The organism is Falsiroseomonas oryzae (genome assembly GCF_027856955.1).
Classification (GTDB): domain Bacteria; phylum Pseudomonadota; class Alphaproteobacteria; order Acetobacterales; family Acetobacteraceae; genus Falsiroseomonas; species Falsiroseomonas oryzae.
The window spans coordinates 1-20,249 of sequence record NZ_JAPSMD010000060.1 but is presented as its reverse complement, the minus strand read 5'-3'; the positions used below and the strand labels follow the sequence as shown (position 1 = coordinate 20,249).

The following is a 20,249-nucleotide window of genomic DNA, read 5'->3' as shown; positions in this document are numbered from 1 at the left end:
CTACCTCGCCTGCGGCTTCCTCGATCCCGCGAACTTCCTGGGCGGCCGCATGCGGCTGGACCGCGAGGCCGCGGAGCGCGCGCTCGCGCCCATCGCGGAACGGCTCGGCTTCACCGGCGCCGACGCGCCGGCGCGCGCCGCGCAGGCGGCGCTGCGGGTGGCGACCGCGGTGATGGCGACGGAGCTGTCCAAGGGGCTCGCGCAGCGCGGCGAGGACGCCGCGACCTTTGCGCTGATGCCCTTTGGCGGCGCCGGCCCCACCCATGCCAACCTGCTGGCCGAGGAGGCGCGGCTCTCCGCCGTGCTGGTGCCCTTCGCGCCCAGCACCTTCTGCGCGCTGGGCGCCATCCTCGCCGACGTGAAGCGCGACTTCGTGCGCTCGCTCCGCATCCGCCTGTGGCCGGAGAACGAGGCCGCGACCGGAAGGCTGCACGCCGCGCTCGCCGAGCTCTCCACCGAGGCGCGCGCCTGGGTGGCGGAGGAGGCGGAGGCGCTGCGCGGCCACACGCTCTCCGCCACCACGGAGATGCGCTACGCCGGCCAGAGCTTCGAACTGACGGTGGACTGGGATTCCGCGACCTTCGCCCATCCCACGCCGGCCGCCATCGCGGAGCTGTTCCACCGCGTGCACGAAGGCATCTACGGCTTCCGCGACACCGCCAGCGCCGTGGAGGTGACGGCCTTGCGCGTCCGCGTCACCGGCCAGGTCGAACCGATCGACCTGCCGGACGCCGCGCCGCGCCCCGCCGCCACGCCCACCGGCACGCGGCGGGTCTTCGGCGCGCAGGGCTGGCAGGACTGGCCGGTCTGGGACCGCGCCCTGCTCGGCCGCGGCGCCCGCATCGCGGGGCCGGCCATCATCGAGCAGGAGGACAGCACGCTCGTCCTGCTCGGCGGCTGGCGCGCGGAGGTGGATCCGCGCGGCAACCTGGAGCTGCGGCGCGCCTGATCAGGAGGCGATGATCCCCGCGCGGCGCGCGACATCGCCCCACTTCACCACCTCGGCCTCGATGAAGGCGCGGAAGGCGGTCGGGCCGAGGCCCTCCGGCGCCAGGCCGCGCTCCTCCAGCTCGCGCGAGAAGCCCTCGGCCATCAGCTTCTCCACGTCGGCGGCGATCTTCGCGACCACCGGTTCCGGCGTGCGTGCGGGCGCGACCAGGCCGACCCAGCTGCCGCCGGTGAAGCCCGCAAGCCCCTGCTCGTCCAGCGTCGGCACCTCCGGCGCCAGCGAGGAGCGGCGCAGCATCGCCGCGCCGATGGCGCGCAGCCGTCCCGCCCGCACATGCGGCAGCCCGGCCGGCACCGTATCGAAGCCGAGCTGCACGGTGCCGGCGATCAGGTCCGTCATCATCGGCCCGCTGCCGCGATAGGGCACATGCGTGATGTCGAGGCCGGTGGCCACCTTGAACAGCTCCCCCACGAAGTGGTTGGAGGTGCCGTTGCCGAAGCTCGCATAGTTGAGCGTGCCCGGCCGCGCGCGGCCCAGCGCGATCAGCTCCTGCAGGTTGGACACGTTGATGCCGGGCGTCGCCACCAGAAGGAACGGCGACTGCGCCAGCAGGTTGATCGGCGCGAAGTCCTGCACGGGGTCGTAGGGCAGGTTGCGCAGCGTGCTGCGCGCGATGGCGATCTCCGGGGAGGCCGCCATCAGCAGCGTGTAGCCATCCGGCGCGGCCTTCGCCACGCTGTCCGCACCGATGGTGCCCGCGGCCCCGGCGCGGTTCTCCACCACCACCGCCTGCCCCCACAGGCGCGCGAGGCGTTCCGACAGCAGCCGCGCGACGATGTCCGTGCTGCCGCCGGCCGGATAGGCGACGATCATGCGCACGGGCCGTGCGGGCCAGGGCGCCTGCGCCAGCGCCGGGCGCGCCAGCGTTGCGAAGCCGAGCCCGAGGCCCAGCAGGCCGCGCCGTCCGGCCCGGAACCGCACCTCGACAGCGTCCTGCGTCATCCTGCCGCCCTCCTGCCGGGCGCGTCCGGCGCGCCCCCTTTTCAATATGGCTGCACTGCGATCCAATCCGCAACGCCACGACCCCGGGACGCATCGCCCGGCGGGCTGGGAAGGAACATCGGCATGGCCTCGCTGCATGATCGGCTGCTCGTCATCGACGGGCTCGTCTTCCATTCCGACGGCGACCCGCACTGGCTGCGCGAAGGCAACATCTCCGCCGTCAACCTCACCATCCGCTCGCCGATCGACAATTTCGAGACCACCTTCGACGCCTTCGCCACCTGGCGCGCGCGCTGCGCCGATCCGGCGTCCGGCTGGCTGCTGGTGGAACGCGCGACCGACATCGACCGCGCCAAGGCGGACGGCAAGGTCGGCCTGATCATGGGCTGGCAGGACACCAAGATGCTGGGCGACAAGGCGGAGCGGCTGGAAGCCTTCCAGCGGCTGGGCCTGCGCATCATCCAGCTGACCTACAACGAGGCGAGCGCGGTCGGCGACGGCTGCCTGGAGAAGCGCAACGCCGGCCTGTCCAATTTCGGCCACGAGGTGGTGGCGGAGATGAACCGCCTGGGCCTGGCCATCGACCTCTCCCACACCGGCGAGCAGACCTGCCTGGACACGGCCGCGGCGACGAAGCAGCCGATCCTGCTGACCCATGCCAATGCGCGCGCCGTGACCAACAGGGTCCGCAACAAGTCCGACGAGGTGATCCGTGCGGTGGCCAGGACCGGCGGCGTCATCGGCGTCTCGCTGCACGGCTTCATGAACTGGGACGGCAACCCCGCGAACCCGCCGACGCTCGACCTGTTCCTGCGCCACCTGAAGCATGTGGTGAACCTGGTCGGCATCGACCATGTCGGCTTCGGCAACGACATGGCCGCGCTGGCGAGTTCGGAGAAGGCGAACGAGATCCTGGGCATGAGCTTCACCCGCTATGCCGGCGCCACCGCCGATTTCGTGCGCGCCTTCGGCAACACGCTGGAGAAGCGCTACCCGGACGAGCTGAACAACCCGCGCTTCCTCTCGCGCAAGACCGACGCGCTGCTGAAGGCCGGATACAAGGAGAGCGAGGTGGAGAAGATCATGGGCATGAACCTCCGCCGCGTGCTCGGCGAGATCTGGCGGGGCTAGGCGCCGTGACGCGGATGCTGCGCGTCGGGCTGGCGCAGACCGGCCCTGTGCTGACGGATGGCTTCGCCGCCGGCTTGGCGGGCGCCGAGGCGATGTTCGCCGACGCGGCGCAGCGGGGCGTGCAGCTGCTGCTGTTCTCCGAGCTGTTCCTGGCGCCGTTCTTCCCGAACCGGCTGGAGAAGTCGTTCGACCGCTTCTTCGTCTCGCCGGACGGGCCCGAGGTGGCAAGGCTGCGGGACGCCGCGGCGCGGCACGGCGTCGCCGCCGTCCTCGGCCTCGCCCTGCGCGAGCCGGCGGCCTACAGCAACGCCGCGCTGGTGGTGGACCAGCGCGGCAGCGTCGTCGGCACCTACCGCAAGACCCACATCCCCGCCTATTTTCCGACCGACGCGCCGGGCGGCACCGGCAGCTTCGAGAAGCTCTACTTCACGCCGGGCAACGCGCTACCAGTGTTCGAACTGCTAGGCTGCCGCTTCGGCATCCAGATCTGCAACGACCGGCTCTATCCGGAGCCGTCGCGCGTGCTGGCGCTGGCGGGGGCGGAGGCGATCCTCATGCCGATCTGCTTCTCCACCTATGCCGATCCTGGCCGCCGCGCTTCCATCTGGGAGGTGCCGTTGCGCGCCCGCGCCTATGAGAACGGCGTCTGGGTGGTCGCCGCGAACAGGGTGGGCGTGGAAGGGCCGCGCCATCATCTCGGGCGCAGCATGGTGGTAGACCCGCGCGGCATGATCGCGGCCGAGGCCGGCACCGAGGGCGCGCAGCTGCTGGTGCACGACCTCGACCTGGACGAGGCGGTGCGGGCACGGAAGGACTTCCCCTGGTGGCGCGACCGGCGGCCGGACCTGTATCGCGCAGTCGCGCAGTAGCGCGGCGGCAGCTATCGCGCCGCCGGCGCCCGTGCGTCGATCGCCAGCGTCTCCTCGTCCATCCGCGCGACGAAGGACAGCCGCCGCGCGTTGATCGCCCAGACGGCGGAGAGCGTCACGATTGGGATCACCGCGTGGTCGTCCATCGCCGTGCGGATACCCTGTTCCACCAGCCGCTGCCGCTCGCCCTCGTCCAGCACGGCGAGGCTCGCGCGCGTGATGCGGTCCACCTCGGCGTTGGAGTAGCGCATGCGGTTGAAGGTGCCGAAGCGCGGATCGACGCCGCGGGTGTGCAGCAGGGAGGCCAGCATGTAGGTCGCATCGCCTGTCAGCGTGCCCCAGCCGTTCATCGTCAGGCTGTAGTCGCCGCGCGTGAAGTTGGTGAAGTAGACGGCCGTCGGCTGCGCCACGACCTCGGCCGTGATGCCGATCGAGGCCAGCGACTGGCCGAGCGCCGCGCAGACCCGCGCATCGCCGGCGAAGCGGTCGTTGGTGCAGTGCAGCTGCACGCGGAAGCCGCGGGGGAAGCCGGCCTCTGCCAGCAGGCGCCGTCCCTCGGCCGGGTCGAAGCGCAGCTCTCCGGTGCCGCGCGGCACGCCGAAGAAGCTGGTCGGCAGCGGCGTGTTCGCCGGCTCCGCCAGGCCCTCCATGATGTTGCGCGCCATGCCATTGCGGTTGATCGAGAGCGAGACGGCGCGACGCACGCGGACGTCGCGGAACGGGTTCTGTGCCAGCGGCCGGCCCTCGTTGTCGGTGACAAGCGGGGACTGCTCCCGCCCGTCCGGATGCAGCAGGAACACGTAGATGGAGGGCACCTGCAGCACCTGCATCTCGGCATTACGCTGCAGCGTCGTCACGCTGGCCGGCGGGACGTAGTTGATGAGGTCCACGTTGCCGGCCAGCAGCGCGGCCACACGCGCGCTGTCGTTCGAGATCTCGCGCATCGTCACGCGGCGGAAATGCGGGCGGTCGCCCCAGTAGCCGTCGAAGCGTTCCAGAACCAGGTCACCGCGCGGCTCCCAGGAGACGTAGCGGTAGGGACCGGTGCCAATCGCGGCGCCGCCGCTGCGGAAGGTGGCGTTGTCCGCGCCCTGCGCCGCGCGCGCCTGCACGATGAAGACGCGGTCCAGCTCGGCGAGCAGCGTCGCCGCCGGACCGTCGGTCAGGAAGCGCACGGTGTGGTCGTCCACAATCTCCGTCGCCTTGATGGAGCGGACATAGGCCGCGAGCCCGCCGGTGCCGGCCACCACCGTCGGGATGCGCTCCACTGAGAACTTCACGTCCGCGGCCGTGAAGGGCGTGCCGTCGTGCCAGCGCACATCTCGGCGCAGGCGGAATTCCCAGGTCGTGTCATCCACCCGGCGCCAGGATTCGGCCAGGTTCGGCTGCAGCTCCATCATCGCTGAGCGCCGCACCAGCGCATCGAAGACGTTGCGCAGCGCCGAGGCATGCTGCCCCGCCGAGGAGAAGTGCGGGTCGATGGAGAGCGGGCCGGAGCGCAGCCCGAAGGTCGCGTCCTGCGCCTGCGCGCTGCCGGCCGCCATGGCCGCGCCCAGTGCCAGGGCGCCCATCCAGCCGCGCCAGCCCTGCTTCCGATCCGCCATGACCCGCTCTCCCGCCCGTCTCTGGTGGCGCAGCCTATCGTTGCCGCGGCATTGGCGTCCAAGGGGAAAGGCGCGTGTCCTCGCGCCGCCCGACCGGGCGGTGCACAAAGCGGTGGCAGGCCGTGCCGTGGCTGCGCAGGACGTTGACACGGCCCGCCCGCGGCCGAGAGTGGGCGGCAGAGGAAAGGCGCCGATGTCCAGGGTCCGCTGCCTACGCACCATCCGCATCGCGGAACGCCCCAATCTGGTCTGGGTGGAGGTCGAGACCGACGAGGGCCTGACCGGACTCGGCGAGAGCTTCCGCGGCGCGCAGGCCGTGGAGGCGGTGATCCACGAACAGATCGCGCCCTTCCTGCTCGGCCGCGACAGCCGGCGCATCGAGGCAGTCTCGCGCCACCTGATGACGCCCTATGTGGGCTTCGGCGCTGCCAGTGCGGAGATCCGTGCCGCCAGTGCGATCGACATCGCGCTGTGGGACCTGATGGGCCAGCGCCACGGCATCCCGCTGCACGAGGCGCTGGGTGGCGCCACGCGCATGGAGATCCGCACCTACAACACCTGCGCCGGTTATGCCTACAATTCCGGCGGCACGCGGCGCGACATCGGCGCCGGCGATGCCGCGATCGGCCCGTATGACGACCAGGTGGCGTTCATGCGCGACGCCGGCGCGCTGGCCGAGAGCCTGCTGTCCGAAGGCTACACAGCGATGAAGATCTGGCCGCTCGACATCCATGCCGCGGCCACGGGCGGCCAGTCGATCAGCCTTGCGGAGCTGAACAAGGGGCTCGAGCCCTTCCGCAGGATCCGCGCCGCGGTCGGCGATCGGATCGAGGTGATGGCCGAGCTGCACAGCCTCTGGAGCGCGCCTGCCGCCGCGCGGATCTGCCAGGCGCTGGAGGAGTTCGGCGTCTTCTGGGCCGAGGACCCCATCGGCAAGATGGACGACGTCGCCGCGCTGGCCGACCTGCGGCGACGCACCCGCACGCCGATCTGCGGCAGCGAGACGCTGGCCGGCGCCGGCGCCTTCCGGCGCATGCTGGAAGCGCAGGCTGTGGATGTCGTGATGCTCGACCTCGCCTGGTGCGGCGGGCTGACGGAGGGGCGCAAGATCGCCGCGCTGGCGGAGGCGCATGCCAAGCCGCTGGCGCCGCACGACTGCACAGGCCCGGTCACGCTGATGGCGGGGCTGCATCTCGCGCTGCACGCGCCGACCGCGATCTTCCAGGAGGTGGTGCGCGCCACGCTTGCCACCTGGTACCGCGACCTGGTCACGGAGCTGCCGGTGATCCGCCACGGCATGGCGCAGGCACCGACGGCGCCCGGGCTGGGGACGGCCTTGCTGCCCGGGGTCGCCCGGCGCGAGGATGCGAGCGTAAGGGAAAGCCGCGCCGACTGACGCGGGGCGAGGGAGGAGAAGCCAGATGCAACGCCGTACCGTCCTGCAGGCCGCCGCGGGCGCGCCCCTGCTGCTCGCCGCGCCCGCGCTGCGCGCGCAGGAGTTCAACCAGACCGTCCGCCTGATCGTGCCCTTCGGGCCGGGCGGCACCAGCGACATCCTCGCGCGGCTGATCGCCCCGGCGCTGCAGCAGCGCATCGGGCAGAACGTGGTGGTGGAGAACCGCCCGGGCGCCGGCGGCAACATCGGCGCCGACGCCGTGGCGAAGAGCCGGCCGGACGGGCACAGCATGGTGCTGCTCGACGTCTCGGTGCTGGCGACCAACCCCTTCCTGTTCCAGCGCATGCCGTTCGACGTGCAGCGCGACCTGGCGCCGGTGCAGATGGTGATCTTCGCGCCCTACATCCTGGCCGTGAACAACCAGCTTCCCGTGCAGAACGCGCAGGAGCTGGCGGCCTACGCGAAGGCCAATCCCGGCAGGCTCAACGCGGCGAATTCGGGGACGGGCACGCTGACGCACATCGTCGCGCTCTCGCTCGCCGCGCATTGGGGCGGGCCGATGGAGCACGTGCCCTATCGCGGCGGCGCACCGGCGCTGCTGTCCCTGGTGTCGAACGAAGCCAACCTGACGATGGCGGGTGCGACACAATCCATGCCCTATGTCGTGCAGGGCCAGATGCGCGGCATCGCGGTGACCGGCCCCCGGCGCTTCCCGAACCTGCCGAACTTGCCGACCTTCCGCGAACTGGGTTGGCCGGAGCCCGACGCCGGCACCTGGCAGGGCATCCTGGTGCAGGGCCAGACGCCGCCCACGATAATCGCCCGGCTGGAGCGCGAGATCGCCGCGATCCTGAACGAGCCGGCCATCAAGACCCGCATCGGTGAGCTCGGCGGCGAGGTGGTGGCGGACGGCGCCGAGGCCTTCCGGCGCCGCCTCAATGAGCAGACGGAGAGCTACGGCCGCATCATCCGCGCCAACAACCTGCGGATCGAGTAGGCATGGCCGTCGAGTATGCCCCGCGCGGCCTGCTCGGCGTGCTGACGCCGCAGGCCAATACGACGGTGGAGCCTGAGTTCGCTGCGTTGCTGCCGCCGGGCGTGGCGATGCTCAATGCGCGCATGACCTCGGCGAAGCCGACCATCGTGGCGCGGCTGCTGGACTACCTCGCCTCGCTCGAGGCCTGGGCCGACCAGTTCGCCAACGCGCCAGTGGGTGCCATCGCCTTCGCCTGCACCGGCGCATCCTACTATGCCGGCGTCGCGGAGGAGGAGGCGGCGGTGCGGCGCATCTCCGCCGCCCGCGGCGTGCCGTTTCTCACGGCCGGGCACGCCGTGCGCGACGCCTTCCACGCGCTCGGCGCGCGCCGCATCGGCCTGGTCAGCCCCTATCCGCAGGACCTCACTGATGCGGCCGTGGCCTACTGGACCGCGCTCGGCTTCGAGGTCGTGCGCGTCTCCGGCTCCGAGGTGAAGGACGGCGTCTTCCACCCGATCTATGCGATGAGCGGGGAGGGCGCGCACCAGGCCCTGCTGGCGCTCGACCCGCAGGGGCTGGACGCCATCGCGATGCTCGGCACCGGCATGCCCACGCTGCTGCCCATCCGTCGCACGCCGTTCCATGGTGGCGTGCCGGTGCTGTCCTGCATGCTGGCGCTGGCCTGGCGCAGCCTCTGCGCGCTCGATTCCGCGCCGCCTGGCCGCGACAACCTGCTGGCCTGGGTGCGCGGCGAGGGATGGGGCGGCCGCTACCAGGTCCGCCAGGCGAGCGGCGGCGGCGCCGGCCTGCCGGGCTGAGCTCGCCTACCAGGCGCCTTCATGCGGCGCCGCGGCCTCGTCCTCCAGCAGCGGCCCCACCACGACGACGTCGCGCTGGCCTGCGGCGAAGACGGTGCGGCAGGGCAGGTCGAGCGTCAGGTTCTCCGGATGCGGGCCGATGATCGCCTTCAGCCGCCGCTCCGACAGGCCATAGACCACGCGCCCCACGCCGGCCCAGTAGGCGGCGCCGGCGCACATGGCGCAGGGCTCGGCCGAGGTCACCAGCGTGCAGTCGCGCAGGAACCGCGGATCATGTGCCTGCGACGCGCGCGTCATCAGCACGCGCTCTGCATGGCCGGTCGGGCCTTCCTCGGGGAAGGCGTTCTGCTGCTCCATCAGCACCGTGCCGTCCGGCCCGACCAGCAGCGCGGCGAAAGGGTGTCGGCCGCGCGCCCGTGCCGCCGCGGACAGCGCGATGGCGCGCCGCAGGTGATGCAGATCCGCCTCCGTCGCCTTCCCCATCGCGCAACCTCCTCCGGCCGACCGCGTCGGAACCAATGATTGTCACGAATTGGCGCCGTTTCCATTCCGGTAGCAATCGTCAAGGAAACTGCGCCTGCCGCGCGGCGCGGACTTTCTGGCAGACGGGCAGACACGGATGAGCGTCATCGAACTTCCCGGCACGAACGGTGCCGACACCATCATCGGCCAGGTGGCCGCCGAACGGATTATCGGCGGTCGCGGGGCGGACAGCCTGGTCGGCGCGGCCGGGCCGGACACGCTGGTCGGCAACCAGGACGCCGACACGCTGATCGGCGGCGAGGACAACGACGTCGCCTCGGGCGGCAGCGGCAACGACAGCGTCGCGGGCGGCAGCGGCAACGACGCGCTGTTCGGCTTCGTCGGCAGCGACACGCTCGCGGGCGAGGCCGGGAACGACCGGCTGATCGGCGGCCCGGGCGGCGACCTGCTGATCGGCGGCGAGGGCCGCGACCGCGCGCTGTATGTCGACGCGGCCGGCCCGGTCTTCCTCGACCTGGGCGGCGGGGTCGCGACGGACGGCGCCGACAGCGACACGCTCATCGGGATCGAGAATGTCACGGCGTCCCCCTTCGACGACCTCGTGCTCGGCGACGACAGCGCGAACCGCCTGCTCGGCAATTCCGGCGAGGACCTGCTGCTCGGCGGCGGCGGCAACGACACCATCGACGGCAACCGCGGCGACGACGTCATCCTGGGCGGCGTCGGAGCGGACGTCATGTCGGGCGGCAGCGGCGCCGATGCGCTGTTCGGGGAGGCCGGCAACGATGCGCTGTTCGGCTCGGTCGGCGATGACGTGCTGGATGGCGGCCTGGGCAACGATCGCCTGGTCGGCGGGACCGGGCGCGACACGCTGGCCGGCGGTGACGGCAACGACATGTTCATCCTCAAGGCCTCGGACGGCATCCCGGCCGAGGTGGACGTCATCGCGGACTTCGCCCTCGGCGACCGGCTGGAACTGCGCGAGTTCGACGCCAGCGACGTGTTGGTGCAGGACACGACGGAGGGGCTGCTGGTGTCGATGCAACTGGGCGCGGCGCTGGTGCCGGTCTTCGTCCTGTCCGGTGTCGCCCAGGCGGACCTGGTCGGGCAGGAGTGGATCAGCTTCTGACCGACAGCGGGGCGCCCGGCCCGGGCGCCCCGCTGTCGGTCAGGTGAAGCGCGACGGCGTGGTCAGGAAGCGCTCCGCGCGCTCGACCAGGATCGTCGTCGGCGCCACTTCCGTCACCAGCTTGCGCTCCAGGCTGGCGTTCCAGACGCAGGTGGTGGACCCGAAGCGTGAGGCGAGGGCCGGGATCAGCCATTCGCCGAAGCTGTCATGCGCCATCAGCAACCGCTCGGATGCCGGCGCTCCCTCGCAGCGCCAGTCGCGCCGGCGCCCGGTGTTCACGACGCCGTTGTCGCCCACCAGCCTGGCGGAGAAGACGCGGCGCAGCACGGGCTGCGGCTCCACGCAGACGCCGCCGAGCTTGGAAAGCAGGTCGGCGTTCCGGTACTCCGTGCGGAACTCCTCGTCGGCCGGGCCCGCAGACACGCGCGCACCGCGTCGCGCTTCCAGCTCCGCCAGGGCCAGCATGGCGCCGTAGTCGCTCCAGTGGCTGTCGCCGCGCGGATAGGCCGGGTGCGCGCCGGCCCGCGCCAGCGCCTCCAGCGGATAGACCAGCCGCGTGCGCCGCAGGCCGAGGTTGCGGACCAGCGCCTCGATCTGGCGGACGGGCCTCTCCTCGGACACGGCGATGCCCTCCGGCAGCCGGTCGGCGAAGACGCATTCCTTGTTCGGCGCCACCAGATAGAAGGCCTCGGCGCCGCACGCCACCGCGGTACCGTCGAGCTCCTCGAAGAAGGCGGCCCAGGCGTCGAGCTCTGCGGTCGTCAGGCGCCGGCGGCCCTGGATCTGGTCCAGCACGCCGTTGGTGTCGTTCTGCAGGAACAGGAAGCCGTCGCGGCCCTGCAGCACCTTGCGCGAATCCTCCTCGGCGAAGCTGGTCACCACCGGGGAGTTGTGCAGCTGCGCGCCGGTGGCGGCCAGCACAGCCTCCACGCGCATCACGGTGCGCGTCAGCGCCTCCTTCGGGACGTCCAGGTTGAACGACCAGGCGTGCGCGGAGACATCCGTCCGCTTCGAGCCGATCCGCGCCAGGCCCAGGTCGCGACCGTCCAGGCGGATGCGCACGTCGGGCGGCGTGTCGTGGCTGGACGCCACCCAGCCCGCAACGCGGCGGCGGTTGTAGAGCTCGAGGAACCCCCAGGCTCTGGCCGGCGCGGCCGGGGCGGAGGGCGCCGCGGGCGCGCCCGCCGTGCCGGCTGAAGCCTTCGCCTCCGCCAGGGCGCGCAGATGCGGCGCCGGCGTCACGTCATGCGCGGCAAGCGTCGAGGCGAAGCGGGCAGCGAGTTCCGCGCGGCGCGCATCGTAGGCGCCGGCGCAACGCTCCACCGCCTCGTCCATCCTGCGCAGCAGGTTCGCGGCGTCCAGGCCCTTCGCCTGCACCAGCGGGATGCCCATGGTCTCCGCCAGTTCCGCCGTGCGGAGGTCGTAGCTGACCACGAGGCCCGCCCGTCCGGCCTGCCAGCCCAGATTCACGCCGTGGATACGCGAGCCGATCACGCCGTCGAGGCGGCGATAGGCGTCGAGCCAGGCCTCCGCGTCGAAATAGGCGCGCAGTATCGCCACCGCGCGGGCCTGTTCCGCCGGGGCCAGGGCGGAGAGGTAGCCGGCCTTGGTCTCCAGCCACTGCGCGATCGCGGCGGAGCGGTCGCCGCGCGCCAGCGCCACTGCCGGCAGCGGATCCTGCGCGACGATCTCCACCAGCGCAGCGCCGAGCGCGGCGTGGATCTGGCCTTCGAAGGCAGCGTTGTAGCTGTAGAAGGTCGGCGCCCAGGCCAACCGCTCCCGCCCGCCGCCGCGCCAGCGCTCCAGGATGGCGGCTCCCATGCACGGATCGGGATTGATGAAGTTGGAGGGGCAGCCCAGCACCTCGAAGTTGGTCACGCCGTAGCGTTCCAGCACCGCGGCGGTGTGGCGGCCGCGCACGGCGATCCGCGCGCATCGCTCCCCGAACAGCCGCAGCAGGCGTTCGGTGCCGGGCTGCAGCTTCACCTCCGCGATGTCCTTCATCGCCTGCGCGCCCAGGCCGAGCACCATCAGCGGCAGTCCGGTCGCCGCCAGCCGGTCAGCGAAGCCGCCCAGGTCGAAGCCGGCATAGAGGAAGTTCGCCGCCGGCACGCAGACCAGACGCGCGCGCTCCTTCACCGCGGCGGGGTCGAAGTCGAAGCTGATCGTGTATTTCTCGCCCTCCAGCAGCGACCAGGTGGCGTGCTGGAAGGCAAGGTTGCCGGTATTGTGCCCGGTCTCGCCGAAGGCACCGGCAGTGTCGCGGCGCCAGGCGGCCGGCACGCGCCCGGGCGTGCCGATGACGGCGATCGGCTTCGTCATGCGTTTCCCCCTCGGTCTCGTGTCAGGAATCGAGGAAGCTGCGCAGGTGGCGGGACGGGGTCAGGCCGGCCTGCCGGATGATCTCCGCATTCATGCGGGCCAGTTCCATGCGCCGCGCGTCGAAGGCCTCCGCGTCGAAGTTCGATGCGGTGAACAGGTCGCGCACGGAATAGCGGTTCTCCGTGAAGGCGCGGACCGAGAGGTTCGGCAGCCGCATCTCCTGTGTCAGCTCGTAGGTGCGGGTGTCGTGCCAGATGCAGACGCCGGGGATCTCGGCGGCCGTGCACATCAGCGTGCCGTGGATGCGCGTGTTCACGCCGGCGGTGAAGCGGCGCAGCCCGTGTACCCAGCCGTCGATGGAATCCGGCACCAGCAGGGTCGAACGCAGGAAGGCGAGCAGCTTGTCGGTGCGCGTGCCGAAGCCCAGGAACTGCGCGCATTTCCGGAAGCCCTCGGTCTCGGCGTCGCTCATCGTCTCGCCATAGACCGCCTTGATCAGCTCGACCGGCCGCTGCACGACATAGGCCGAGCCGGGATGCAGCTGCGCCAGCCGCACCAGCTCACGCTCGACGCCCATCACCACGCTCTTGATGCAGGCGGCGTGCACGGCGAAGGGGCCATCCTCCGCCATGGCGTCGATCTTGCGCTGCAGCCGCTGCCCGAGGTCGCGCGCCGGGTTGATCAGGATGGACGGGCAGCCGAGCACGGTGGTGTTCTCCACCCCCAGCGTGCCGCACAGCTTCTGCGTGAATGTGCCGCGGATGCCGAGCGAGGGGGTGCGCTTCGCGACTTCCTGCAGGAACGCCAGCGTGCCCGGCTTCAGCGCCGGCGGCTGGTCCGCGGTCTCGGCCTGCGCGCCCAGGCCCAGCACCAGGCAGGGCCGGTCCAGGTCGCGTACCAGGTCGGCCAGCTGCGTCAGGTCGGCGCCCTTGTTCAGGAAGTTCGCCGCCGGGATGACGAAGGCGCGGACGTCGTCCGGCACGTCCTTCGCGCGCGTGCTGCGGCCCACCAGGTGGCACTCGGCGTCGATCAGCATGCGCGCCGCGTACCAGAACGCCATGTTGCCGACATTGTGCCCGGTGTGATGCATCAGCCCGTCGCCGCCCTTGGCCCAGGCGCGGTCCACGCGGCCGAAATTTTCGGCCAGATAGGCGACCTTCATCGGGATCCTCCCTCCGTCGCATCCGCGAACCAGCGGCGGGTATGCGTCCAGGCGTTGAGCAGGGTGACGTTGAAGCGCCACATCCGGTCCGGCGTGACCTGCGATTGCCGTTCCAGGTGATACAGCCGTGCGCGGTGGTCCACGGCGATGCGCAGCCCCTTCGCCCGGATGCGCAGGCAGAGGTCGCTGTCCTCGAAGTCGCCGATCGCGAAGCTCTCGTCGAAGCCGCCGAGTTCCCGCGCCAGGTCGGTGCGCAGCGCCATGCAGGCGCCGGTGACCGCCTCGACGTCCTGCACCGGCATCGCCGGCGCGCGGTGCAGCCGGCCCTTGCCGGGATGCATCGGGAAGGGCCAGGCGGCCAGCTGCGGCAGGCGTTCGAAGGTCAGGCCCTGGTGCTGCACCGTGCCGTCCTCGAACAGCAGCAGCGCCCCCGCCATGCCGAGCCCCGGGTCGGCGCGCAGCGTGTCCAGCATCCGGTCCAGCCAGCCCGGCGCTTCCGGCATGACGTCGGAGTTCAGGTAGCAGGTGAACGCGCCGCGCGCCGCGGCCAGCCCCACATTGTTGGCCGGCGCGAAGCCCAGATTCTCCTCCAGCAGCAGCACGCGGAAGGGCACGCCGAAGCGGCGGTGCGCAGAATGTGCCAGGTCCAGCAGCTCCCGCCGGCGCGGCGGGTCGTCCAGCACGTAGATCAGCTCGTGCCGCGCGAACCCCGGATCCTCGCTGAACAGCGCGAGCTGATACAGCAGGAAGTCCATGCGTCCGTAGAGCGGCACGATGACGGAGCAGTCCGGCTGCGCCGGCGGCGTGCCGAAGGCCACCTCCCGGCAGGGCCGCGGCCGCGCCAGCCGCGCCGCGTTGATCGGGCCGAGTGCCGGGCCCAGCACGCGGTCGAAGGCGCTCGCGATCTCGTCTGGCGCCAGTTCCACCGCGCCCAGCACGCGGCGCATCGCGCCCGTGCCGGTGCGGGCCGGGAGCGGCAGGCGCTTGTAGCCCACCTCGCCGTTCTTCAACTCGATCTCCGCGTAGAGCGGCCCGATCTCGCCGACGCAGCCCGGCGCATAGGCGACGAAGCCGCAGCGGTCGTCGGCCAGGCCGAGCTTGCCGGCCAGCGCCTCGAACACGTCGGGGCGGCGGGTGCGCAGCCAGCGCTCCGCGATCGGGTCGGAGGTGGCGCCGCCGCGGCGGATGCGGATGCTGGCCACCGCGCCCGCGGGGTCCGCGCACCAGCCCAGCAGCAGCAGTCCGTCCGGCGGCGAGAGGATCGTCTCGTCCACTTCGAACTGCACGGGCGCAGAGAGGTCGCCCAGCGTGTCGGCGCCGGTGAACGGCCTGCGTGAGAGCAGGCCCGCCAGCCGCGGCCGGTCCGTGCCGACGGAGCGCAGCAGCACCGGCCGGGCGCGCGCCACCAGGTCACCCTCCCGCAGATGCACGAGTGGCCGCACCGCCTGGATGCGCAGCGTGGTCGCCGCAGCCTGCGACGTCACCTCCAGCCCCAGGAACTCGCCGAGCGGGCGCTCCGCGGCGCGCACGAAGACCAGCACTCCATGGCCGCTGCGCCCCAGGTCGGGCCGGTCGTGCCAGGCGGCGAGCGTCTCCGCGATCACCCGTCCCCGCTCGAAATGCGCGACGACGGCGCCGGCGCGAAGCGCCTCCGGCCAGCGCTCGCGCGACCAGCCGCAGAACAGCCAGCCGCCGGCCGCCGAGGCATGGCCGTAGAAGTCGATGTAGCCATCGGCCGCCGCGGCGGCCCCCGGCGTCGCTGCGCGCGCGGAGGACATCGGCTCAGGCCGCCAGCATGGCGCCGGTCGGGTGGCGCAGCGCGAAGGTGCCGGCATTGCCGACCAGGAAGCGCGACGGCGTGACGCGGCGCGGCAGCACCCAGGCGCGCAGAGCCGTCGCGCCGCCCTCGGCCCGCAGCCGGTGCAGCGTGCCGGGGCCGACGATCGCGACATCCGTTGGCGAGAGCTCGACATGATCGAGCGAGAGGCCCTGTTCCACCGCCAGTTCCAGCGCCGCATCGGGCGCCGCCAGCCAGCGGCTGCGGCCGTCCGGCGTGAATTCCGGCAGCGCGTGGCTGTCGCGCACGATGTCGAGCGCCACCTCGCCGCCCGCTGCCGCCACCATCACCAGGCATTCCGCCGGGGAGGGCAGCTCTTCCGCCGTGCTGCCCTGTCGGAAGCCTCGCTCGATGCCGCGCAGCGGCACCACCCGCGTGCACACCGGGTTGTCGTCCAGCGCCGCCCGCAGCGGCCGCACCGTGGCGTCGCGAAACAGCAGCTCGGCCAGCACGGCCAGCGTCGCGCGGCCCTCGCCCTCGGCAGTGATCGGCTGACCCGGCTCGTAGCGCGCCAGCGCGTCGTGCTCCGCCTGGGTCAGTCCGCCCGTCGGCAGCACGTTGCGCAGCACCACATGCCCGCCTTCGATCAGCGCGCCCAGCGACGCGGCCAGCTCGGCCGGCACGCTGCCGGCGGCGATGCGGCCTGCCAGCAGGCGCCGCGCATCGGTGCGGTCGGTCCAGAGGCCGCCGAACACGCTGCGATGGCGACCCGCGGCGGGGTGACGCGCATGCAGGCTGCGGAAGAAGTCGGCGAAGCCGGTCGCGGCGTAGCGCGGAAACTCCACGTCGCCGCCGCGCGGGCGGACGGAGACGAAGGGCAGCAGCGCCGGGTCCACGGGCTCGTAGAAGCCGATCTCGAAGCCGCAGCACCCGTCGCCGAAGCCGGCCTCGGCCAGGTCGTGCCGGTGCCGGTCCGCCACCGCCTCGCCGATGATCCGGCCGCCGCACAGCGCCTGCACCACCAACTGCTCGCCGTCCCGTCCGTCGAAGGCCCAGCCGACGGCACCCTCGGGCGTCAGGCTGTCGATCGATCCACGAATGCTCACGCTGCGATCTCCTGTGCGGGGGAGGGTGGGGCGGACAGGCGCTGATCTGCGACCAGGCGGCGATACAGCCGCAGCGTTGCCGCGGCGGTGTCCTGCACACTGGGCGGCACCGCGAGGGTCGGCTGCAGCGCCGCCAGCCGCTCCGGCCGTTCCGCCAGGCCGCGAAGCAGGCTGGCCAGCGCGAAGGGGCTGCCGGCCTGGAAGTGGAATCCATCCAGCCCGTCGCGCACCTTCTCCGCCATGCCGCCGATGTCGGAGGTGATGACCGGGCGGCGATTGGCGAGGGCTTCCTGGATGACCAGCGGCGAGTTCTCCCACCAGATGGAGGGCACCAGCACCGCCTGGACCGAGCGCATCAGGTGATGCACGCGGCGGTTCTCATAGGGGCCGCAGTAGCGCACGTTGCCGGGCAGCTTCTCCAGCCGCTGCTCGAACAGCTCGCGGAAGGCCGGCGGCTGGCCGCTGTAGTCACCATGGATGTCGATGCGCAGCCCCTCGACCTTCTGCTTCTCCAGCAGCGCGGCGGCGTCCAGCAGCACGTCGATGCCCTTGAGGCGGGAGATCTGGCCGAAGAAGCCCAGCACCAGCCCGTCCTCCGGGTCGGCCTGCGGTAGCTCGGCGGGCGGCAGCGCGTGTTCCGGCATGCCGTTCTCGATGACGGAGACGCGCTGCGGATCGAGGCCCCAGGCGACGTAGCGCTGTGCCAGGAAGCGGCTGGGCGAGACGAAATGGTCGGCCAGGCGCAGGAAGCGCTTCAGGTACATCTCCCGCAGGAAGAAGTCCTGCTCGCTGCGCTCCGGGAAGCAGCGCGCGCAGTCGCGCGGGGAGGATGTCTCGCACAGCCCGAGGCCCGGGCGCTTCACCATCTGGCCGAAGTGGTTGCAGATGGCGAGGTACTCGTGGAGCGTCAGGACGATCGCCGCCTGCGGCAGCGCGCGCCGGATGTGCAGCAGCGTCTCGACGCCGAAATTCGTGTAGTGGTGCAGGTGCACCACGTCCGGCGACAGCTCCCGCAGCAGGGCAGCGAATTCCGGCGGGAACTCGGGGTCGGGGTTGGCGTGGATCCAGTGGTCGAAGCCGGCGCCGCTGTACACCCACTCGCCCTCGCCGAAGGGCTGCACGAAGCGCGCGCCGAGCCGTTCCTGCACCTTGCCCGCGGAGGCCGCCAGGAACACCGACGACACCCCGGGCTTCGTCAGGAAGGCCTGGTGCATCTGGTAGGCCGCGATCTCCGCCCCGCCGCGGGAGACCGCGGGGTGCATGTGCGACATCACCAGCACGCGCAACGGCGCCTGCGCAGCCTTGCGGCGGCGAGGCGCGGCGCCGTTTCGTGTTGGTGAGGGTGCTTCAGAGTATGCACGCATCTGGAGTGGGCCACACGCTGTGGTTGTGCGGCCTAGATGCCGCCCCACGTCCAGTCATGACAGTCGTATTTTGTCGGGTACTCGCTCCTTATGTCGCCAGCGCGCGCCGTTGATGAAAGGTCAATCCCGCATGGCGCGTCGCAGACTGTCCTGCACGGGTCGCACAAGGTAATCGAGCGCGGAGCGGCGCTCACCCAGGATGAAGGTCTCGGCCGGCATGCCCGGCGCCAGCTGCACGCCGCGCGCTGCCGCCAGCGAGTCCGCATCCAGCTCCGCGCGCACCACGAAGAAGCTCGCGCCGCGCTGGTCCTGCTGCCGGTCGGCCGCGACGTAGGAGATGCGCCCCTCGATCAGCGGCGTCTCGCGCTGGCGGAAGGCGGTGAGCCGAACGTTGACACGGCTGCCGACATGCACCTGTTCGATGTCGGTCAGCGCGATCTGCGTTTCCACCACCAGCCGGTCGTCCAGCGGCACCAGGTCCAGCACCGGCTGGCCGGCGCCAATGCTGCTGCCGGGCGTGACGAAGCGGATGTCGGTGACGATCCCGTCCTCCGGAGCCACCACCTCGCGCCGCGCCAGCAGGTCCTCCGCCGCGCGCAGCCGTTCGGTCGCGTCTGCCAGCTGCGCCTGCGCGTCCTGCAGGTCGCGCGAGACCTCGGAGCGCCGGTTCAGCATCAGGGTGCCGCGCTCCAGCTCGGCCTGCGCGATGGCCTGGCGGGTCTGCGCCTCCTGCGCGGCGAACTGGCCCATGCTGCCCAGGAACTCCGCCTCCGCCCGCTGAAGCTCCAGCTGCCGCGTGCGGGTCGCGAAGCCGCGCGCCAGCAGCTGGTTCACGCCCGCCAGCTCCTCCCGCGTGGCGCGCAGGCGGGTTGCGAAGGCGGCGCGCTGCGCCTGGGCCGCGGCCAGCTGTTCCTGCAGCTGCGCCAGCCGTGCCTCCTGCACCGCCAGCTGTCCGTCCAGCGCCAGCCAGCGCGCGGCGAACAGCCGCTGCTCGTCGGCCAGCAGCGTGGCGATCATCGGCTCCGCGGCGGCCGCGGTCAGCAGCGCCTCCGGCAGCTCCATCTCGCGCAGGTCCTGCTGTTCGGCACGCAGCCGCGCCAGCCGTGCCGCCGCCGTCCAGCGCTGCACGCGCGCCTGGTTGGCCAGCGCATCGGCCTGCGTCACGTCCAGCCGCAGCAGGGGCTGCCCGGCCGCGACGCGCTCGCCCTCGCGCACCAGCAGCTCGCGCAGCAGGCCGGGTTCCAGCAGCTGGATCGTCTTGCGGCGGCCTTCCGCCACCAGCGCGCCATTGGCCACCACCGCGCGTTCGATCGGCGTCGCCGCCGCCCAGCCGAGCAGCCCACCCATGCCAACCACGAGGCTGAACACCGAGGCCAGCGCGATGCGCCGCAGCGACGGCGCAGGCATGGCAGCTTCCAGCTCCGCATCCGGGACCACGTCGTCGGGGGAGATCGCCGTGGTGCTCATGCCGCCTTCTCCGATCCTCGGCGCAGCAGCTCGAAGGCGCCATCCGCGCCGCCAAGCCGCAGTTCCACATCCACCAGCCCCGCCCAGCCCGAGGGCTGGTGCGAGACGAGCACCACCACCGTGCCGCGCTCCTTCGCCGCCGCGACCGCGCGCTGCACGCCCGCGAGACCGACCGAGTCCAGCCCTGCCTCCGGCTCGTCCAGCACCAGCAGTGCCGGGGAGCCGAACACCGCGCGCGCCATGGCCACCGCCTGGCGCTGCCCGCCCGAGAGCCCGGATTGCGGCCCGGCGGGTGAGGCGTAGCCTTCCGGCAGCCGGCCGATCGCCTCATGCGCGCCGGCGTCGCGGGCCGCGGCGATCGCCACGGCGGCCGGCGCATCGCCCAGCCGGGCGATGTTCTCCAGCACGCTGCCATCCAGCAGCAGCGCGCCCTGCGGCAGGTAGCCGATGCGCGGACCGATCGCGCGGCGCGGCGTGCGCGCGGTGTCCTGCCCGTCGAGCAGCGCCTGCCCCTCCGTTGGCGGAACCACGCCGAGCAGCGCGCGCAGCAGGCTCGTCTTGCCCGCGCCGTTCGGACCTGACACCAGCAGCAGCTCGCCTGGCGCCAGCCGCAGGTCGAGCCCGCGCAGCAGCGTCGGCCCGGCCTCCGGCAACGCGATGCTCAGCCCGCGCAGGACCAGGCCGGGCGGCGCAG

Annotated in this window: 17 protein-coding genes; 7 read left to right on the top strand and 10 right to left on the bottom strand. The window is 72.2% G+C overall.

Annotated elements, in window-relative coordinates:
• Positions 1-949 (top strand): hydantoinase/oxoprolinase family protein (locus OZN99_RS08860; protein WP_270934845.1); only part of this gene is annotated, 949 nt, incomplete at its 5' end.
• Here OZN99_RS08860 and OZN99_RS08855 read toward each other — a convergent pair.
• Entirely contained in the window at positions 950-1,951 is a 1,002-nt protein-coding gene (locus tag OZN99_RS08855) for a Bug family tripartite tricarboxylate transporter substrate binding protein (protein WP_270934844.1), read from the bottom strand. It lies immediately after the preceding gene.
• Positions 1,952-2,074: 123 nt separating this feature from the next.
• Here OZN99_RS08855 and OZN99_RS08850 point away from each other — a divergent pair, with 123 nt between their 5' ends.
• Positions 2,075-3,082: a dipeptidase gene (locus tag OZN99_RS08850; protein ID WP_270934843.1), complete on the top strand. Its 1,008-nt coding sequence runs from the start codon at positions 2,075-2,077 to the stop codon at positions 3,080-3,082.
• Positions 3,083-3,096: 14 nt separating this feature from the next.
• A complete protein-coding gene (locus OZN99_RS08845) occupies positions 3,097-3,951 on the top strand; it encodes a carbon-nitrogen hydrolase family protein (protein ID WP_270934847.1) in 855 nt (284 codons plus the stop codon).
• Positions 3,952-3,962: 11 nt separating this feature from the next.
• Here OZN99_RS08845 and OZN99_RS08840 read toward each other — a convergent pair whose 3' ends face one another.
• Positions 3,963-5,555, bottom strand: coding sequence for an ABC transporter substrate-binding protein (locus OZN99_RS08840; protein ID WP_270934842.1), 1,593 nt, complete (start codon positions 5,553-5,555; stop codon positions 3,963-3,965).
• 193 nt (positions 5,556-5,748) lie between these two features.
• Between OZN99_RS08840 and OZN99_RS08835 the strand changes: the two genes are divergently transcribed.
• The 3 genes from OZN99_RS08835 to OZN99_RS08825 are packed head-to-tail and all read left to right on the top strand — an operon-like array spanning position 5,749 to position 8,745.
• Positions 5,749-6,951: a mandelate racemase/muconate lactonizing enzyme family protein gene (locus tag OZN99_RS08835; RefSeq protein WP_270934841.1), complete on the top strand. Its 1,203-nt coding sequence runs from the start codon at positions 5,749-5,751 to the stop codon at positions 6,949-6,951.
• Between the two features lie 25 nt (positions 6,952-6,976).
• Positions 6,977-7,948 carry a Bug family tripartite tricarboxylate transporter substrate binding protein gene (locus OZN99_RS08830; RefSeq protein ID WP_270934840.1) on the top strand — a complete coding sequence of 324 codons (972 nt, stop codon included), beginning with the start codon at positions 6,977-6,979 and terminating at the stop codon, positions 7,946-7,948.
• A gap of 2 nt (positions 7,949-7,950) precedes the next feature.
• The gene (locus OZN99_RS08825; RefSeq protein ID WP_270934839.1) at positions 7,951-8,745 is read left to right on the top strand and encodes a maleate cis-trans isomerase family protein; all 795 of its coding nucleotides are present in this window, start codon (positions 7,951-7,953) and stop codon (positions 8,743-8,745) included.
• A gap of 6 nt (positions 8,746-8,751) precedes the next feature.
• On the opposite strand, the gene OZN99_RS08820 is transcribed toward OZN99_RS08825, so the two are convergent.
• Positions 8,752-9,228, bottom strand: a complete 477-nt coding sequence (locus OZN99_RS08820) for a nucleoside deaminase (RefSeq protein ID WP_270934838.1) — start codon at positions 9,226-9,228, stop codon at positions 8,752-8,754.
• 136 nt (positions 9,229-9,364) lie between these two features.
• On the opposite strand from OZN99_RS08820, the gene OZN99_RS08815 reads away from it, so the two are divergent.
• Positions 9,365-10,357 carry a calcium-binding protein gene (locus OZN99_RS08815; RefSeq protein WP_270934837.1) on the top strand — a complete coding sequence of 331 codons (993 nt, stop codon included), beginning with the start codon at positions 9,365-9,367 and terminating at the stop codon, positions 10,355-10,357.
• Positions 10,358-10,396: 39 nt separating this feature from the next.
• Here OZN99_RS08815 and OZN99_RS08810 read toward each other — a convergent pair whose 3' ends face one another.
• The 7 genes from OZN99_RS08810 to OZN99_RS08780 form a co-directional block, all read right to left on the bottom strand.
• Entirely contained in the window at positions 10,397-12,679 is a 2,283-nt protein-coding gene (locus OZN99_RS08810; RefSeq protein ID WP_270934836.1) for a polysaccharide pyruvyl transferase family protein, read from the bottom strand.
• 22 nt (positions 12,680-12,701) lie between these two features.
• The gene (locus tag OZN99_RS08805; protein ID WP_270934835.1) at positions 12,702-13,841 is read right to left on the bottom strand and encodes a polysaccharide pyruvyl transferase family protein; all 1,140 of its coding nucleotides are present in this window, start codon (positions 13,839-13,841) and stop codon (positions 12,702-12,704) included.
• Positions 13,838-15,619 (bottom strand): glycosyltransferase, encoded by a 1,782-nt coding sequence (locus tag OZN99_RS08800; protein ID WP_270934834.1) that lies wholly within the window; start codon positions 15,617-15,619, stop codon positions 13,838-13,840. The genes OZN99_RS08805 and OZN99_RS08800 overlap by 4 nt, the downstream gene beginning before the upstream one ends.
• Before the next feature lie 4 nt (positions 15,620-15,623).
• The gene (locus tag OZN99_RS08795; RefSeq protein ID WP_270934833.1) at positions 15,624-16,724 is read right to left on the bottom strand and encodes a hypothetical protein; all 1,101 of its coding nucleotides are present in this window, start codon (positions 16,722-16,724) and stop codon (positions 15,624-15,626) included.
• Positions 16,721-18,004 (bottom strand): glycosyltransferase family 4 protein, encoded by a 1,284-nt coding sequence (locus OZN99_RS08790; RefSeq protein ID WP_270934846.1) that lies wholly within the window; start codon positions 18,002-18,004, stop codon positions 16,721-16,723. The genes OZN99_RS08795 and OZN99_RS08790 overlap by 4 nt, the downstream gene beginning before the upstream one ends.
• Before the next feature lie 204 nt (positions 18,005-18,208).
• Positions 18,209-19,555: an HlyD family type I secretion periplasmic adaptor subunit gene (locus OZN99_RS08785; RefSeq protein ID WP_270934832.1), complete on the bottom strand. Its 1,347-nt coding sequence runs from the start codon at positions 19,553-19,555 to the stop codon at positions 18,209-18,211.
• The coding region (locus tag OZN99_RS08780; protein WP_270934831.1) for an ATP-binding cassette domain-containing protein at positions 19,552-20,249 on the bottom strand (698 nt) is incomplete at its 5' end. The genes OZN99_RS08780 and OZN99_RS08785, both read right to left, overlap by 4 nt.

Excerpts from the sequence above, each read along its gene's own strand:
- OZN99_RS08820 (WP_270934838.1), bottom strand. The coding sequence starts at position 9,228 with ATGGGGAAGGCGACGGAGGCGGATCTGCATCACCTGCGGCGCGCCATC.
- OZN99_RS08830 (WP_270934840.1), top strand. The coding sequence starts at position 6,977 with ATGCAACGCCGTACCGTCCTGCAGGCCGCCGCGGGCGCGCCCCTGCTG.
- OZN99_RS08805 (WP_270934835.1), bottom strand. The coding sequence starts at position 13,841 with ATGAAGGTCGCCTATCTGGCCGAAAATTTCGGCCGCGTGGACCGCGCC.
- OZN99_RS08845 (WP_270934847.1), top strand. The coding sequence starts at position 3,097 with ATGCTGCGCGTCGGGCTGGCGCAGACCGGCCCTGTGCTGACGGATGGC.
- OZN99_RS08840 (WP_270934842.1), bottom strand. The coding sequence starts at position 5,555 with ATGGCGGATCGGAAGCAGGGCTGGCGCGGCTGGATGGGCGCCCTGGCA.
- OZN99_RS08785 (WP_270934832.1), bottom strand. The coding sequence starts at position 19,555 with ATGAGCACCACGGCGATCTCCCCCGACGACGTGGTCCCGGATGCGGAG.
- OZN99_RS08800 (WP_270934834.1), bottom strand. The coding sequence starts at position 15,619 with ATGTCCTCCGCGCGCGCAGCGACGCCGGGGGCCGCCGCGGCGGCCGAT.
- OZN99_RS08835 (WP_270934841.1), top strand. The coding sequence starts at position 5,749 with ATGTCCAGGGTCCGCTGCCTACGCACCATCCGCATCGCGGAACGCCCC.
- OZN99_RS08850 (WP_270934843.1), top strand. The coding sequence starts at position 2,075 with ATGGCCTCGCTGCATGATCGGCTGCTCGTCATCGACGGGCTCGTCTTC.
- OZN99_RS08815 (WP_270934837.1), top strand. The coding sequence starts at position 9,365 with ATGAGCGTCATCGAACTTCCCGGCACGAACGGTGCCGACACCATCATC.
- OZN99_RS08855 (WP_270934844.1), bottom strand. The coding sequence starts at position 1,951 with ATGACGCAGGACGCTGTCGAGGTGCGGTTCCGGGCCGGACGGCGCGGC.
- OZN99_RS08810 (WP_270934836.1), bottom strand. The coding sequence starts at position 12,679 with ATGACGAAGCCGATCGCCGTCATCGGCACGCCCGGGCGCGTGCCGGCC.
- OZN99_RS08825 (WP_270934839.1), top strand. The coding sequence starts at position 7,951 with ATGGCCGTCGAGTATGCCCCGCGCGGCCTGCTCGGCGTGCTGACGCCG.